The organism is Anaerotruncus rubiinfantis (assembly GCF_900078395.1).
Lineage (GTDB): Bacteria > Bacillota > Clostridia > Oscillospirales > Ruminococcaceae > Anaerotruncus > Anaerotruncus rubiinfantis.
Map to the genome: position 1 here is coordinate 242,805 of NZ_FKLA01000009.1, position 15,416 is coordinate 258,220.

The 15,416-nt window shown below is 53.6% G+C and carries 15 protein-coding genes and 2 tRNA genes; 3 read left to right on the forward strand and 14 right to left on the reverse strand.

From position 1 onward, the window contains the following. The first annotated feature begins 183 nt into the window (after nt 1-183). The 3 genes from BN4275_RS06600 to BN4275_RS06610 all read left to right on the forward strand — a co-directional run bounded on the left by BN4275_RS06600 (nt 184) and on the right by BN4275_RS06610 (nt 2,840). Nucleotides 184-381: a hypothetical protein gene (locus BN4275_RS06600; RefSeq protein WP_002595102.1), complete on the forward strand. Its 198-nt coding sequence runs from the start codon at nt 184-186 to the stop codon at nt 379-381. After that, entirely contained in the window at nt 382-2,052 is a 1,671-nt protein-coding gene (locus BN4275_RS06605; protein WP_005335872.1) for a recombinase family protein, read from the forward strand. Between the two features lie 125 nt (nt 2,053-2,177). Then, nucleotides 2,178-2,840, forward strand: coding sequence for a site-specific integrase (locus tag BN4275_RS06610; RefSeq protein WP_066455718.1), 663 nt, complete (start codon nt 2,178-2,180; stop codon nt 2,838-2,840). A gap of 76 nt (nt 2,841-2,916) precedes the next feature. Here the strand turns inward: BN4275_RS06610 and BN4275_RS06615 are convergent. The 14 genes from BN4275_RS06615 to rnpA form a co-directional block, all read right to left on the reverse strand. Beyond that, nucleotides 2,917-2,991, reverse strand: a tRNA-Glu gene (locus BN4275_RS06615). 38 nt (nt 2,992-3,029) lie between these two features. After that, nucleotides 3,030-3,106: transfer RNA gene (locus tag BN4275_RS06620), tRNA-Met, on the reverse strand. A gap of 105 nt (nt 3,107-3,211) precedes the next feature. Further along, nucleotides 3,212-3,943: an acyl-[acyl-carrier-protein] thioesterase gene (locus BN4275_RS06625; protein WP_066455720.1), complete on the reverse strand. Its 732-nt coding sequence runs from the start codon at nt 3,941-3,943 to the stop codon at nt 3,212-3,214. A gap of 118 nt (nt 3,944-4,061) precedes the next feature. Next, nucleotides 4,062-5,345, reverse strand: coding sequence for a serine--tRNA ligase (gene serS / locus BN4275_RS06630; RefSeq protein WP_066455723.1), 1,284 nt, complete (start codon nt 5,343-5,345; stop codon nt 4,062-4,064). A 27-nt stretch (nt 5,346-5,372) separates the two neighbouring features. Continuing rightward, nucleotides 5,373-6,239, reverse strand: a complete 867-nt coding sequence (locus BN4275_RS06635) for a ParB/RepB/Spo0J family partition protein (RefSeq protein WP_066455725.1) — start codon at nt 6,237-6,239, stop codon at nt 5,373-5,375. Between the two features lies 1 nt (nt 6,240). Next, on the reverse strand, nt 6,241-7,017 hold the full coding sequence (locus BN4275_RS06640; RefSeq protein ID WP_066455727.1) for a ParA family protein: 777 nt from the start codon (nt 7,015-7,017) through the stop codon (nt 6,241-6,243). Nucleotides 7,018-7,324: 307 nt separating this feature from the next. Continuing rightward, on the reverse strand, nt 7,325-8,158 hold the full coding sequence (locus tag BN4275_RS06645) for a ParB/RepB/Spo0J family partition protein (RefSeq protein ID WP_066455729.1): 834 nt from the start codon (nt 8,156-8,158) through the stop codon (nt 7,325-7,327). Between the two features lie 102 nt (nt 8,159-8,260). Then, the gene (gene rsmG / locus BN4275_RS06650) at nt 8,261-8,974 is read right to left on the reverse strand and encodes a 16S rRNA (guanine(527)-N(7))-methyltransferase RsmG (RefSeq protein WP_066455738.1); all 714 of its coding nucleotides are present in this window, start codon (nt 8,972-8,974) and stop codon (nt 8,261-8,263) included. Then, nucleotides 8,971-10,866 carry a tRNA uridine-5-carboxymethylaminomethyl(34) synthesis enzyme MnmG gene (gene mnmG / locus BN4275_RS06655; protein ID WP_066455742.1) on the reverse strand — a complete coding sequence of 632 codons (1,896 nt, stop codon included), beginning with the start codon at nt 10,864-10,866 and terminating at the stop codon, nt 8,971-8,973. Before mnmG ends, rsmG begins: the two co-directional genes overlap by 4 nt. Before the next feature lie 138 nt (nt 10,867-11,004). Continuing rightward, complete coding sequence (gene mnmE, locus BN4275_RS06660) at nt 11,005-12,375, reverse strand: tRNA uridine-5-carboxymethylaminomethyl(34) synthesis GTPase MnmE (protein WP_066455745.1); 1,371 nt, start codon at nt 12,373-12,375, stop codon at nt 11,005-11,007. A gap of 76 nt (nt 12,376-12,451) precedes the next feature. Continuing rightward, nucleotides 12,452-13,660, reverse strand: coding sequence for an RNA-binding cell elongation regulator Jag/EloR (gene jag / locus BN4275_RS06665; RefSeq protein WP_066455748.1), 1,209 nt, complete (start codon nt 13,658-13,660; stop codon nt 12,452-12,454). Nucleotides 13,661-13,670: 10 nt separating this feature from the next. Next, complete coding sequence (yidC, locus tag BN4275_RS06670; protein WP_066455751.1) at nt 13,671-14,762, reverse strand: membrane protein insertase YidC; 1,092 nt, start codon at nt 14,760-14,762, stop codon at nt 13,671-13,673. Beyond that, entirely contained in the window at nt 14,763-15,020 is a 258-nt protein-coding gene (yidD, locus tag BN4275_RS06675) for a membrane protein insertion efficiency factor YidD (protein ID WP_066455754.1), read from the reverse strand. After that, the gene (gene rnpA, locus BN4275_RS06680; RefSeq protein ID WP_066455757.1) at nt 15,017-15,352 is read right to left on the reverse strand and encodes a ribonuclease P protein component; all 336 of its coding nucleotides are present in this window, start codon (nt 15,350-15,352) and stop codon (nt 15,017-15,019) included. Before rnpA ends, yidD begins: the two co-directional genes overlap by 4 nt. Nucleotides 15,353-15,416 lie beyond the last annotated feature (64 nt).

Below are 15,416 nucleotides of genomic sequence, written 5' to 3' on the forward strand. Positions count from 1 at the left end.
AAAACCCATAACTGCGGGCTTTTCTCCCCTATGACAACCAAAACAACAGAAAAATAAAAGAAAAGTATAAATAGTAACCACCGCCAGATTGAGATTGTTTGCAAGGTCTTTTGAAGCCCGTTGCCGGACTTCGTTGCCGACACCCTCTGTCTGGCTATTTTCATGTATGGAGGATAACTGCCTATGGCAAAAAACAAAACAGAGATTCATGTGACCACTGTATTTGACGGGGAGCTGGACGCCACCGATGTGTTCGTCAGCCTGATTTCCCAGAAATACGGCAAGACAAATACAAAAGAATATCTTGCTAAAAAGAAAGAATTGAAGTATAATGAAGATGAGGTTCAAAAGAGCCGGATACCGTCTGGATTGTGTGGGTAAATGGCTATGATGAACGAAATGGAATACAGAACAATCGGTTCGGCACTTGCCGGGGGCTATCGTGCAGCGGTCTATTGCAGACTGTCAAAGGACGATGACCTGCAAGGCGAAAGTGCCAGTATCGCAAACCAGCGTGATATGCTGGAAAAATACTGCGAAAAGCAGGGATGGGAGGTTGTGGCAGTCTATCAGGACGATGGCTTCACAGGTCTTAATATGGAGCGTCCTGATTTACAGAGAATGTTGAGATCCATTGAGCGCAGGCAAATCAACCTTGTTATCACGAAAGACCTCAGCCGACTGGGGCGTAACTATCTGCAAACCGGGCATTTGATTGAGGACTTTTTCCCAAGAAACGGGGTGCGCTATATCGCCATGAATGACGGTATCGACACCTTACGGGATAACAACGACATTGCCCCGTTCAAGAATATCCTGAACGAGATGTACAGCAAGGATATTTCCAAGAAAGTCCATTCCTCTTATCTTCTGAAAGCGCAGAAAGGACAGTTTACCGGGTGTCTTGCCCCGTTTGGGTATCGGAAAGACCCGGAGGACAAAAACCATCTGCTCATTGACGAGGAAACCGCCCCGATTGTGCGGCTGATTTTCGGATATGCCCTAAACGGTCATGGTCCGAACTATATCCGCAGACGGCTGGAGGAAGAAAAAATCCCCTGCCCCACATGGTGGAACCGGGAACGGGGGCTTCGCAATACCCGCACCAAATGGGAAAAGAAAGACCCGGAAAACGGGCGGTATATGTGGGACTTCTCCGTTATCAAAGACCTTTTGATGAATCCCGTCTACACCGGGGCGATTGCTTCCCAGAAAAAAGACTACCGCTTCAAAATCGGCACGATTGGGGAAAAGAAACCGGAGGACTGGGTTGTGGTTGAGGGACAGCACGAACCGCTGATTGACCGCATGAGCTTTGATATTGTGCAGAACAAGCTGAAATCCCGCCAGCGTCCGGGGCAGACCAATGAAATCAGCCTGTTTGCCGGACTGATAAAATGCGGCGAGTGTGGGAAGTCGCTGACGATACGCTACACAAACGCAAAACATCCCCAGCGGATTTACTCCTGCAAGACCTACAATGCCTTTGGAAAGAACCACTGCACCCAGCACCGGATTGATTATGACACCCTTTACAGTCATGTGCTGCGGAAAATCCGGGAATGTGCCAGAGCTGCCCTGATGGACGGAGAAGCGGTTGCCGACCGCCTGACCAATACCTGTGAAGCCGAGCAGCGGGAACAGCGGGAAGCAATGGAACGCTCCCTTACAAGGGACGAGGAACGGATTGAGGTTCTGGACAAAATGGTAATGCGGCTTTATGAGGATATGATTGCAGGGCGTATCAGTGAGCAGAACTTCAACACCATGCTGGAAAAGACGCAGACCGAGCAGACGGAGCTTAAAACAAAAGTGTCCGAGGGCAGAAAGCGGCTGTCCGATGAAGTCCAGCTTGCCAATGATGCAAAACAATGGGTGGAAGCCATTCAGGAATACGCCAACATCACAGAGCTGGATGCAGCCACCCTTAACCGCTTAATCAAAGAAATCGTCGTGCATGAGCGCATTGACGAAGATAAAACAAGACACATTTCTATCGAAATTCATTTTAATCTCAAACCCATCCCGGAGGTGGAACAGGTCACTGCCTGACCTGTCCCGCCTGGATGGTTCTCTTAAAAACACCATATAGATTTTTGTACGCCGCCGCCCGCCATCGAGCAGAATTTTACACCTAATTGGGGATAAAACACTCCAACCCCTGCCGGGGTGTGACCTTGCCAACGATCCCACAGAAAGAACGGCCCTGCTACTCGTTGGAGGAGGCACAGCAGTTCTTAGAGTACCTGGAGAAAGAGCCGATCCAGTGGCGGGTGTTCTTTACCCTTGCTATCTACGGCGGGTTTCGTCGCGGGGAACTTCTCGGCCTGGAATGGAAAGACATTGATTTCGACACGGGCGTTGTCACGATCCAGCGAACCAGTCTTTACACAAAAGAAAAAGGCGTGTTCACCGACACGCCCAAAACAAAAGGTTCTATGCGCAGTTTGAAACTGCCTGATGATGTCATTGCCCTGCTCCGTCAGTACAAGGCCGTACAAGCAGCCGAACAACTCCGGCTAGGCTCTCAATGGGTCAACAGTGACCGGCTTTTTACTGGGTGGAACGGAAAACCCATGAACCCCAATAGCCCGCAAGGGTGGCTGCATGAATTCCTTAACCGCGTGGGAATGCGCCAGATTAACATTCATAGTTTTCGACATCTGAATGCCACATTGTTGATAAATGGCGGCACGGATATCCGCACAGTCTCGGCGGCGCTCGGCCACTCACAAACCTCCACCACTTTGAACATCTACGCCCACACTTTTGCAGCGGCACAGGCGGCGGCAACGGATGCGGTTTCGAGCGCCCTAAAACTCAAAAAAGAGAAGGCATAAGCGTAAAATCGCATTTCGGATAAAACAAGAAACCCCATAGACCGGCTTTCTAAGCCTATCTACGGGGTTTTTCTTTTGGTGACCTGTACGGGATTCGAACCCGTGAACCCGCCGTGAAAGGGCGGTGTCTTAACCACTTGACGAACAGGCCATATTATCTGGGCCTCATCAAAATTGGTGAGGCCCAATTGGTAGCGGTAACTGGATTCGAACCGGTGACACTTCGGGTATGAACCGAATGCTCTAGCCAACTGAGCTATACCGCCATGCCGCTGCCCGCACATTCTGTACAAGCAGGCGAGTTATATTATAACTGATGGACCTATATTTGTCAATAGTTTTTCTCCATCCTGAAATAAAAAATCTCGCTCTCAGCGGAATCGGATTTCAGCCTCAAAGCAGCGGTTTCCAGCAACCAAACCACCCACATAAAAACTGAGTCCGCTCCAGGATGGGGTGACCTCCAGCTCAATGATCTGGTTGAGAACCGCCTCCTTGTGATAGATGATCCCAAAGCTTTCCGGCTCTTTATAAAGCATGGTTTCCTGCGGGACCAGGTCACAGACGATGTCCGCATAGATGGCATTATTGACATGACGGTTATAATCGATGTCGCTGTATTTCACCTGCCGCATATGCAGAATGCCGCTCTGTTCCGGTTTTTTGATCTTGTAGGAGATGATCGATTCCCCGTCGTTGGGGAACATGTCAAATCCGTAAATTTCAAAGGCATTCGGCCGCAGGATTCTGTGGGTGGTCGGGTCAACCAGCACCCAAGAGATGCTCACCTCGACCAACTTCTCCCCTTCAAGCGTCTCAAAGATGGTATCACGCACAAATTGTACGCCTTTGGGTTGTTTAGGGATGGTGGTCAGCAGCAGCCGCTCACCAAAAGTTGGGCGGCGGGCAATGGTGATCAGCATCTTTGAAACGACAAAAGCCATGCCATCTTTATACATTCTGTTGTAATTTATTCCTTTTTTACAAATATGGTCGCTTCCCATCTGCTGCGCATGCCGCATGATGTTGGAGACGCTCATCTTTTTGTTGACATCGCATTCCGGTTCGAGCACGGTAATTTCCTTCGCAAATGTTTCTGCCATCGGCCCGGATTCCTCCTTCGTTAGCTTCTCTGTTTTTCAACTGTTTATACGGAAACGGTTGAAAAACAGCTGTCTCCTTTTGCCTGTCCGGCAAAAGGAGACTCCACTGTTTTTCGCTTTATTCAGTGATCGCAGTTTTGCCGCCCATATACATCTGCAGCGGCTGTGGAATTCTGACCGAGCCATCCGCCTGCAGATTATTCTCCAGGAAGGCGATCAGCATCCGCGGCGGAGCCACAACGGTATTGTTGAGGGTGTGGGCAAAATAATTCCCCTTCTCCTTGCTCCGGATACGGATGCCCAGGCGGCGCGCCTGCGCGTCACCGAGGTTCGAGCAGCTGCCGACCTCAAAGTATTTCTTCTGGCGCGGGCTCCAGGCCTCCACGTCGAGCGATTTGACCTTCAGATCCGCCAGGTCGCCCGAGCAGCATTCGAGCGTGCGCACAGGGATATCCAACGAACGGAAGAAGTCAACCGTGTTGTTCCAGAGCTTCTCGTACCACATTGGGCTCTCCTCCGGTTTACAGACGACGATCATCTCCTGCTTTTCGAACTGATGGATGCGGTAAACGCCGCGCTCCTCAATGCCGTGCGCGCCGACTTCTTTGCGGAAGCACGGCGAATAGCTGGTGAGTGTCTGTGGGAGCTTATCCTCATCGAGGATGGTGTCGATGAATTTGCCGATCATCGAATGCTCACTGGTACCGATCAGGTAAAGATCCTCGCCCTCGATCTTGTACATCATGTTTTCCATCTCGGCAAAGCTCATAACGCCGGTGACAACGTTCGAGCGAATCATGAACGGCGGAATATAATAGGTGAAGCCCCGGTCGATCATGAAATCGCGGGCATACGAGAGGATCGCGGAATGCAGGCGGGCGATGTCGCCGCAGAGGTAATAGAAGCCGTTTCCGCTTGTCTTACGGGCGGAATCAAGGTCGATGCCGTGCAGCCGCTCCATGATATCCACATGATACGGCACCTCGAAATCCGGAACAACCGGTTCGCCAAATTTCTCCAGTTCAACGTTCTCGCTGTCGTCTTTCCCAATCGGGACCGTGGGATCGATGATATTCGGAATCACCAGCATGCGTTTGCGGATCTCAGCAGCAAGCTCATCCTCCTTCACTTCCAGCGCGGCCAGCTCATCCGCCATCGCAGTGACCTGCGCCTTGGCGGCTTCGGCCTCTTCCTTCTGCCCTTTCGCCATCAGGCCGCCAATCTGTTTGCTGATCGTGTTGCGCTGGCTGCGCAGATAATCGCAGCGGGTCTTGGCATCCCGGAACTGCTGATCCATTTCGATGACTTCATCCACCAGCGGGAGCTTTTCGTCCTGAAATTTCTTGCGGATGTTCTCCTTTACGACTTCCGGATTCGTCCGCAAAAATTTGATGTCTAACATTCCAGTTTCCTCCAATAATCTTCTGTATTATTCCTGTGTCTTTTCAAGCGAGGCGGCAAGCCGTTTGAGGTCGTCCTCGTCATAAAATTCGATGATCAGCCGGCCTTTGCCATTTTCCCCTTCCACCTTCACCTTGCGGGAAAGGGTCTGGGACAGCGCGAGCTGCATCTCGGTAAAAAAGCTCTGATCCCAGGCGGTCTGCGGTTTCGCAGCCTTTTGGCCCTTCTTTTCCGCTTTCGCCTTTTTGGCGATCGCTTCGACCTGCCGGACCGAGAGCCCTTTTCGGATGATTTCGAACGCCGTTTGGCGGATGCTTTCCGCATCCTCAAGCGAAAGGAGCGACCGCGCGTGTCCCGATGAAATCTGCCCAGAGGAAACCATCGTCTGCACCTCCGGCGGCAGATTTAAAAGCCGCATCGCGTTGGTGACGACCGGCCGGGATTTTCCCACGCGGCCGGATACCTGCTCCTGGGTGAGCCCGAATTTATCCATCAGCTCGCGGTAACCGTTCGCCTCCTCAATTGGGTTGAGATCCTCGCGCTGCAGGTTTTCGATGAGCGCGAGTTCCATCGTCTGCGCATCGGTCAGCTCCTTAATGACGACAGGGACCTCGGAAAGCCCCGCCATCCGGGAAGCGCGCCAACGGCGTTCGCCCGCCACAAGCTGGTAGCTCCCGTCCGGCATGGGACGCACCACCAAAGGCTGGAGCACGCCGTACTCGCGGATCGAATCAGCCAGGTCAGCCAGCGCCGCCGCGTCAAACTGCTTGCGGGGCTGGTCGCGGTTGGGTTCGATTTCGCTGACCGGCAGGGTCGAAACGGCCCCTGTATCGGTATTATTGTCAACAAACAGCGCCTCTAACCCTTTGCCGAGGCCGCCTTTTGCTTTTGCCAAATCATTTCCCCCTTATCTTGTTCTTTTGCAGGAATTCATCCGCCAGCTGGTCGTATGCCGCGCAGCCCTTGGACGCCCGGTCGTAATACATGACCGGCTGGCCGAAGCTCGGCGCCTCCGAAAGCCGTACATTGCGGGGCACAACCGTGCGGTATATCTTCTGCGGGAAGTATTTTTTGAGCTCCGCCACCACCTGTACGGTCAGATTAAGCCTGGCGTCGTACATGGTGAGCAGCACGCCTTCAATATCAATATTGGGGTTGTAGAGGCGTTTGACCTGCCGCAGGGTACTCATCAACTGGGAGAGCCCTTCCAGCGCGTAATATTCGCATTGGATCGGGATGAGCAGCGTGTCGCTCGCGGTAAAGGCATTGAGCGTGATGATCCCCAGCGACGGCGGGCAGTCAATCAGGATGAAATCATAATCCGCTTTGATCTTTAAAAGCGCGTTTTTAAGGCGCATCGCGCGGTTTTGCAGTTCGACCAGTTCGATCTCCGCGCCCGCGAGCGCAATGTTCGACGGGAGGATGTCCACATTTTCAAACGGCGTATGCACCAGGACCTCTTCCACACCAGCCGCGGAAACCAGCAGGTCGTAGGTGGAATTCTGCAAATCCCGCTTATTGATGCCAAGTCCGGAGGTTGAATTCCCCTGCGGGTCAACGTCCACCAGCAAGACTTTGTGGCCTTTGGCGCCGAGCGCCGCCGTAAGGTTGACCGCCGTGGTCGTTTTTCCGACGCCGCCTTTCTGGTTTGCAATCGCTATGATTTTTCCCATTTTAACCTCCAGCCGCTGAAAATGAATCCCTTTTGGGGTCTGTTATTGATTATAGCATATCCCTTCGAATTTGTTAAGCGATATTCAAGTAAAATTGATGTTTCACATGAAACATTGAATTCCTGGTGGCGCATTAAGAAGCAAAAAGACCGGCTGAAAACCCTTTTTTGAAAGACTTATTCCAGAGACGCAGCAAAGCCGCCCTTTCGGGCGGCTTTGCTGCAGGGAAACGTGTATTTATTTTTTACCAATCCGGCGCCACGATGTGCTGTATCCACCGCCGCGGCCAGAGGTTGGCGACTGGGGATTATGCGCTGTGTGTCCGATATGCGCTTTTCTTGGGAATGCGCATGGTGTAATTGATGTAATTCTCATCCTCCTCCTTGCAGGTGTCAATCTCGATGCCCGCAAGCTTCATGGTTGTCACTGCCTTTGAAATGGTATTCATAAAGATCCGCAGATCCTTTACGACAAAAAGCCTGGTGGATTTGGGGTGCTGTTCCTGTGGCTCGTCCGGTTCAAGCAGCGAATCGATATACCGTTCGCTCTCCCCCACGTTCAGCCGCTGGCTGATGATATGCATCATCGCAAGTTCCACACTCTGCTCGTCCGGCAATTTTAAAAGTGCACGCGCATGCCGTTCTGTCAGGCCCGAATCAAGCATCTTGCGCCGCAGCTCCTCACTGAAGGTGAGCAGGCGCAGTTTGTTCGCCACTGTGGACTGGGCTTTTCCAAGCCGTTCCGCCACCTGCTGCTGGGTCATACCGCCATGCTGCATCAGCTGTTGGATGCCGGCCGCTTCTTCAAAGTAGTTCAGATCTTTGCGCTGCAAATTTTCGATCAGCGCGAATACCGCGGATTTTTCGTCGTCGAAACTTTCAACGATTGCCGGAATTTTTTCCTTCCCAATCATTTTGCAGGCCATCAGCCTGCGTTCTCCCGCAATCAGTTCAAATCCTCCCATAGGGTTCTGCCGGACGGTCACCGGTTGGAGCAGGCCGTTCTGACGGATGCTGTCGGCGAGCTCCCGCATTGCTTTCGGGTCGAACTGCCGCCGCGGCTGATAGGGGTTGGATGCGATCTCATCCACGTCGAGAAGCACGACACGGTTTACAACTTTCTGTTTCGCAAAGATCCCCATGCTTTTCACGTCCTTCCTGTTCTGTAGACATCCTATCATGAAATATGCCTAATTTCCAGCACTTTTGGTCGCGCAAAATAACAAAATCCGCCAATCTGTGACTCAGATTAGCGGATTTTTGGCCATTTTTGCGTGAGGCCGTGGATATTTTGTCGACGTCTGCGATATTTTTCTCACCAATACGATGGTTCTGTGACTTCCATCAGGCAATTTGAAGCGCCTTACCTCCTCCAGCCGCCCCCCCATTGCCTGGATTGCCTTACCGGATTCGCTGATTTCCTGTTCGATCTCCCCGCTTTTAAGGGCCGCAAAGAGCCCGCCCAACTTTACAAACGGGATGCAGTACTCCGAAAGCTCCCGCAGATGCGCCACCGCGCGCGCGGTGGCTACATCGTAGCGCTCACGGCGCTCCTGCCCTTTTCCCGCGTCCTCCGCGCGGGAATGCAGGCATTCATTCCGCTGTCCCAATCGCCGGGAAAGTTCCTCCAGAAAAATCACCCGCTTGTTGAGGCTGTCGAGCAGGGTCACCCGCAGATCAGGCCGCGCAATCTTTAGCGGCACCGATGGGAAACCCGCTCCAGTCCCCACATCGATCAGCCTGGCATTTTGTGGGACCTGGACCTCATGCAGCAGACAAAGGCTGTCCACAAAATGCTTCACCACAATCTCTTCCGGTTTCACAATTGCTGTAAGGTTGATCTTCTCATTCCATTCTACCAGCGTTTGCGCATAAAGGTCAAACTGGTCAAGCTGATTTTCACCAAGCTGCACGCCAATCCCCGCCGCATATTCCAGCAGCATTTTCCGATCGATCATGGATTCTCCCCTTCCCTGCCCGGCCGGTTTTGTCCCAGCCAGATGAGCAGCACTGAAATGTCGGCCGGGCTCACACCGCTGATCCGCGATGCCTGCCCGATATTCGCCGGTCGCATCTTTGTCAGTTTCTCGACCGCTTCCAGCCGAAGGCCGCCGATTGCGGCATAATCGAGCTTCGGCGGCAGCAGCCGGCTTTCGAGCTTTCGCATCTGAGCAATCTGCGCCATCTGCTTTTTGATATATCCCTCGTATTTGATTACGATTTCGGCCTGTTCGCGCACTTCTGCCGGCAGATTTGGCCTCTGCGGGTCGAATGGCGCGAGCTCTGCATAGCTAAGCTGCGGCCGCCGGATCAGATCGGCCAGCTTTGACCCGGTCGTAAGCGGTGCTGTTTCACGTGAAACAAGCAGTCCATTGAGCTCCTCCGACGGTGGAACGACCGTTTTTTCAAGGCGTGCAAGCTCGGTTTTAATCATCCGCTGTTTATTCAAAAACCGCTGGTAACGAGTCTCACTGATAAGCCCGATTTCATAGCCAAGCGGGGTGAGACGCGCGTCGGCATTGTCCTGCCGCAGCAGCAGCCGGTATTCTGACCGGGAGGTCATCATCCGATAGGGATCATTGCAGCCCTTGATCACCAGATCATCGATCAGCGTGCCAATGTAGGAGCTCGCCCGGTCAAGGACAACCGGTTCTTTCCCCTGTACCTGACGCGCCGCGTTTACCCCTGCTATGAGTCCCTGCGCGGCAGCTTCCTCATAACCGCTCGTCCCATTGAACTGCCCCGCCCCAAAAAGGCCCTTCACTGATTTGAATTCGAGTGACGCCGTGAGACAGGTCGGGTCGACGCAGTCATATTCAATGGCATAGGCGTTGCGCATGACCCGCAGATTTTCAAAGCCCTCAATTGTACGGTAGAACTTGATCTGCACCTCCTCCGGCAACGAGGAGGACATCCCCTGCAGATACATTTCATTGGTATCCAGTCCCATGGGTTCGATAAAAAGCTGATGCCGGGGCTTGTCTGAAAAACGCACTACTTTATCCTCGATGCTTGGGCAGTAGCGTGGGCCGACCCCTTCGATCTTGCCGCCGTAAAGCGGGGACCGGCCGAGGTTTTCGCGGATTACCTGATGGGTTTTTTCATTGGTATAGGTCATATAACAGACCGACTGATTTTTGAGGCCGGCCGGATCGGTTTCAAAGGAAAAGGGCGTGATCGGTTCATCGCCCGGCTGCACTTCCATCTTGGAAAAATCGATCGACCGGCGGTCGACGCGGGCAGGTGTCCCGGTCTTAAAGCGGCGCAGCGGGATTCCAAGCAACCGCAGCGAATCGGACAGGCCGCGCGCCGGATGCATTCCATCCGGACCGCTTTCCGCTGTATATTCACCGACATAAATCTTTCCATGCAGGTAGGTGCCGGTCGCAAGAATCACCGTTTTTGCACCATAAATCGCGCCCAGTTCTGTCACTACACCACTGACACGGCCATTTTCTGTCCGGATCTCCACGATTTCAGCCTGTTTGAGATCGAGGAGATCCTGATTCTCCAAGATCTGCTTCATATAGCGGTGATAGCTTTTCCGGTCGGCCTGCACCCGCAGACTGTGAACAGCGGGTCCCTTTCCGCGGTTCAGCATCCGGCTCTGGATAAAGGTCGCATCCGCCGCCTTCCCCATCTCGCCGCCAAGCGCATCGATCTCCCGCACAAGGTGCCCCTTCGCTGTCCCGCCGATCGAAGGGTTGCAGGGCAGATTTCCAATCGCGTCAAGCGAGATGGTGAAAAGGATCGTCGATGCGCCAAGCCGCGCCGCCGCGAGCGCCGCTTCGATCCCCGCATGCCCCGCGCCGATCACCGCCACATCATAATTTTCCGCTTGATAAGTCATTGTATCACCTCATCGCCCTCTTTTTCTTGAAAAAGAACCAAGGCGCTGCCCTGGAAATCCGCAAGCCTTTGAACAGGCTTGACCGAAACTTTTATCCTTCTAAATCTTTTGCATTCAAAAAGCATTATACTCTTCCCACTATTTACCGACACAGAATTTTGAAAAGACCTGGTCGACGACTTCCTGCGAGGCGCGCTTACCGGTCAGCGTGAGCAACGCGTCAATCGAATTCTCAATGCAGACGCAAACCGCATCATAGGAAACCCCGCTCTCCAGCGCGCAAATTGCTTCCGCTAGCTCCTCAACAGCCGCAAGCGCACCGGCGCGCTGACGTTCATTTGCCAATATCGCTGCGGAAGGATCAAATTTGCCAAGCGCAAAGAGTTCCGTAATCCGTTCTTCCAACTGCTGTGCCCCATCAGCCTGCCTCGCGGAAATTTGCAGCACATGGGCAAAGCCATCCTGAATCACGCCAAGATCCAGCCGCTGTTCGAGATCGTTTTTATTCACCAGCGCAATTGCAGGGATGCCTTTGCAGGCGGCGATCACCCGCCGGTCATCATCGCTGAGCGCCTCGGAACCATCAAAAACCGCCAATACAAGCTGCGCCCTTTGCAGACGGTCAACCGCAAGTTCAACACCCGCCTGTTCGATTGGATCATCCGAGGCGCGAATTCCAGCTGTATCGGAAAGATGCAGCACAATTTCTCCCAGCCGCACCGAATCACTCACAACGTCGCGGGTGGTCCCCGCCTGTTCGGAGACAATGCTCCGCTGATAGCCGGCCAGTAGGTTCATCAGGGTGGACTTCCCGACATTCGGACGCCCGACAATCGCCACTTCGATTCCTTCCCGGATGACCTTTCCCGCATCATAGGTTGCCAGCAGTTTGCGCAGATCCCGCTCACATTCCCGCAGGGTTTCTGCAAGATCCGCAGCGTCAACCTCGACAATCTCCTCCTCAGGATAGTCGATCCACGCGGCCAGATGTCCCGCCTGTGCGACCAGCTTTCCGGTGATTTTCTCAATTCTCTGATAAAGCGCGCCGTCCCGCGCGGTCAGCGCAGCGCGTGCCGCCTGCCTGCCCTGCGCCGCGATCAGATCCCCAACCGCTTCGGCCCGGGTCAAATCGAGCTTGCCGTTTAGAAATGCCCGCCGGGTGAACTCCCCGGCTTCGGCCGGACGCGCCCCGCATTCATAAGCGGCGCGCAAAATCCGGTTCACCAGATAAACACCGCCATGCGAAGCAATTTCGACCACATCCTCGCCGGTAAAGCTGTGCGGCGCGTGAAAGACCGTGACAATTACCTCATCGATTTCACCAAGCCGGTCACATGCACGCCCGTAGGCGCAGGTATAACCCGGCATCTGCGAAACCGGAATTTTCTTTGCTGTACGCACCATACGGTCCGCCACCGCAAAGGCGCCGTCCCCAGAAATCCGGACCACCCCGATTCCTCCCACACCAAGCGGTGTGGAAATTGCAGCAATTACGGCATTCCCGTCCATGATATCCTCCCAACGCAATTCTGATGGAATAGAAAGAAAGGAGGTTTCACGTGAAACCTCCTCCCATTTATTTTCTTTACAGCTCGATTTTCCCGTAAAGCGGAAGATCGTCGCCTTCCTTGCGGGCGGTTTCCCGAACCGGGGCCTGCGGCGCGGCGGGTTTTTCCGCCTGATCCGGCTTCACAAAGACAGGCGCCTCCCGTTCGATTTCCTTCGCGTATTCGCGATCGACATCGGTTGGAGTCGGTTTTACCGTTTCGCCGAAAGAATTCTCCTTGCGGTCACGGCGAGGGCCGCCGTTGTAACGTCCGCCAGGACGGTTTCCACCATCACGTGAACGATTGTCGCGATTATCCCTTCCACCGCGGCTGCCATCACGGCGTTCGCCGTCACGGCGCGGCGGGCGGTTTCCGCCCCGCCCCTGATTTTTACCGCCGCGCGGCGCCTGCGTTTTCACATTGTCCGGAGTGATCACAACCCTGCGGTTCGGCTCTTCACCGATCGAGGTGGAGGATACCCCGTCTATCTTTGAAACAGTCGCATGAATGATACGACGTTCATAAGGATTCATCGGCTCGAGCGTCGTGGCGCGGCCGCGGCGGATCGCGGAATTGGAGAGCTTCTTCGCAAGCTGTTCCAGAGTGCGCTCCCGTTTTTCACGGTAGTTTCCCGAATCGATGGTCACGCGGATGTAGTCACCTTCCTGCCGGTTAGCCACCAAGCCGGAAAGATACTGCAACGCGTCGAGGGTTTCACCCCTGCGGCCAATGATTACGCCCAGGCCTTCACCTGACAGGCGCAAGATTATTCCATTTTCTGTAAATCCAACCGCAATTTTCGCGTCCACACCCATCTCACTGAGCACAGACTTGACATAATCGGCGGCAGTCCTCGCCTTACCGTCCACTTCATCCGCATCCACGAACTTCACTTCCGGCGCCGGCTGCGCAGGTTTCTCGGCCGGTTTTTCAGCAGCCTGTTTGGGCTGTTCCTTTTTCGGCTCCTGCTTGGGACGCTCCCTGCGTTCAGTTTTGGGCTGCACGGGTCTCTCAGCCGGCTGCGCGGATTTGCGCTCCGGTTTTTCCTGAACGACCGGTTTTACCGGCTCTTCCGGCTCCTCCACATAGACACGGACCTTTGCCGGGGTATTTTTAAGACCCAAAAATCCACGTTTCGGCAGTGTGATAATTTCAAATTCTATCAGATCGCGGTCGACGTCAAGCGCTTTACAGGCAAGGTCGATCGCTTCTTCGACATTTCTGGCTTCCTGAATGATTTCTTTCATGATGCGCCTCCTACTTCAAATCCTCGTCTGTGACGTCTGTGTAAGAATCGCCGTATTTTTCCGCCATCCGCCTGCGCGCTTCCGCAAGCTTGATACGATTGATCTCCTTCTGGGAAAGCGCTTTTTCAATGTCTTCCGGATTTTCACCACGCGCCTTGGCTTCCTCGCGGGCCTGTTTTTTGGCCTCAATCTTTGCCTGCCGCGCCTCTTCCCGCTTGATTTCCATTTCCTCACGGGCCTGCTCCGCCAACTTGACAGGGTTCATGAATTTATTGAGCAGGAAGGTCTGTATCGCCATCAGGACGTTCGAGATGATCCAGTAGATGCCCACGCCAGCAGGCAGGATAAACGCAAACCACACCGACATAAGGGGCATCATCAGCATCATGCCCTTGCTCATTCCGGCCGCAGAGCTGTTGCCCGCCGAAGCGGCAGCGGTCTGCTTCATGGTAAAGATGGTCATCAGGACCGATGTCAGTCCTGACAGGATCGGAATAATCCACAGGATATTGAACTGGCCGACCGACGGGGTCTGGGTCAGGTCAATGCCCAGGAAATTGAGGTTCAGGGTGTTGACCGCCTCAACAAAACCCGGGATGCCGGAAAAGGCGTCCGGGTTCTGCTGAACCGCGCCAATGATCTTCAGCTGGGAGGAATAGTCCTTGGTAAAGGTGTCCGCCGCGACATTGAGCAGTGGCGCGGCAATCGTCGCCGCCTGATTGACAATTTCGCTGCCGAAACGCAGGATATGGGTCATCGGGCGGTAGATGACATCGATGAGACCGAAGAGAACCGGAAACTGGATCACCATGGGGAGACAGCCCGACATCGGGTTATAGTTCTCCTCCTGATAGAGCTTCATCATCTCTTCGTTCATTTTTTCGCGGTTATTGGCATATTTCTTTTGGATCTCCTGCATTTTGGGCTGGAAGATCTGCATTTTCACCATCGACTTTTGCTGTTTGATCGAAAACGGGATCAGGATCGCGCGCATGATGATGGTGAATACGATCAGCGCGACGCCATAGATCGGAATGACTTTATAACAAAGCCACATGATCCAGCCGAGCGGATAACCAAAAATGGTATTAATGATCTGCATCTATTTTTGTTTCCTCTCATTTTTGATTTTTCGAAGTGTGAACTTGTCCGGCACGGGATCGATCCCGCCCGGATTGAAAGGATGGCAGCACAGGATGCGCCGCAGCGCGAGCCAGCCGCCGCGCAGGACGCCGAATCGGGAAACCGCGGTGTAGGCATAGACCGAACAGGTCGGATAGAACCTGCAGGTCGGTTGGCCTTTGAGCGGGGAAAAGATCCGCTGATAAAGGCGGATCAACCCCAAAACAAATTTCTTCATGTCGTAGGGAACAGCTTTTTCAGGGCAAAACGCATGGCCCTGATCACATCATTTGTTGAGGCGTAGACGGTTTTGGCGCGCGCGACAAAAACAAAATCCCACCCAACGGGAAATTCTGTTTCCAGAAGGCGGTAAGCCTCCTTAACGATACGCCGCGCGCGGTTGCGCTGTACCGCGTTGCCGACCTTTTTGCTTGCGGTCAGGCCAATCCGGTTGATGCCTTTGTGGTTTTTGAGTGTGTAGACCACAACTACAGGAGTGGTAAAGGCACGGCCCCGATAATAGGCTCTCCGGAACTCCTTGTTCAGTTTCAGCGCAGTGGTATGAAGCATCGGCGCCTTCCCTCCTAAACCTAAAAATAAAGACCACAACGAAAGCTGTGGTCGCATATTTTTA

Excerpts from the sequence above, each read along its gene's own strand:
- BN4275_RS06600 (WP_002595102.1), top strand. The coding sequence starts at position 184 with ATGGCAAAAAACAAAACAGAGATTCATGTGACCACTGTATTTGACGGG.
- BN4275_RS06605 (WP_005335872.1), top strand. The coding sequence starts at position 382 with ATGGCTATGATGAACGAAATGGAATACAGAACAATCGGTTCGGCACTT.
- BN4275_RS06625 (WP_066455720.1), bottom strand. The coding sequence starts at position 3,943 with ATGGCAGAAACATTTGCGAAGGAAATTACCGTGCTCGAACCGGAATGC.
- serS (WP_066455723.1), bottom strand. The coding sequence starts at position 5,345 with ATGTTAGACATCAAATTTTTGCGGACGAATCCGGAAGTCGTAAAGGAG.
- BN4275_RS06640 (WP_066455727.1), bottom strand. The coding sequence starts at position 7,017 with ATGGGAAAAATCATAGCGATTGCAAACCAGAAAGGCGGCGTCGGAAAA.
- BN4275_RS06645 (WP_066455729.1), bottom strand. The coding sequence starts at position 8,158 with ATGGGGATCTTTGCGAAACAGAAAGTTGTAAACCGTGTCGTGCTTCTC.
- rsmG (WP_066455738.1), bottom strand. The coding sequence starts at position 8,974 with ATGATCGATCGGAAAATGCTGCTGGAATATGCGGCGGGGATTGGCGTG.
- mnmG (WP_066455742.1), bottom strand. The coding sequence starts at position 10,866 with ATGACTTATCAAGCGGAAAATTATGATGTGGCGGTGATCGGCGCGGGG.
- mnmE (WP_066455745.1), bottom strand. The coding sequence starts at position 12,375 with ATGGACGGGAATGCCGTAATTGCTGCAATTTCCACACCGCTTGGTGTG.
- jag (WP_066455748.1), bottom strand. The coding sequence starts at position 13,660 with ATGAAAGAAATCATTCAGGAAGCCAGAAATGTCGAAGAAGCGATCGAC.
- yidC (WP_066455751.1), bottom strand. The coding sequence starts at position 14,762 with ATGCAGATCATTAATACCATTTTTGGTTATCCGCTCGGCTGGATCATG.
- yidD (WP_066455754.1), bottom strand. The coding sequence starts at position 15,020 with ATGAAGAAATTTGTTTTGGGGTTGATCCGCCTTTATCAGCGGATCTTT.
- rnpA (WP_066455757.1), bottom strand. The coding sequence starts at position 15,352 with ATGCTTCATACCACTGCGCTGAAACTGAACAAGGAGTTCCGGAGAGCC.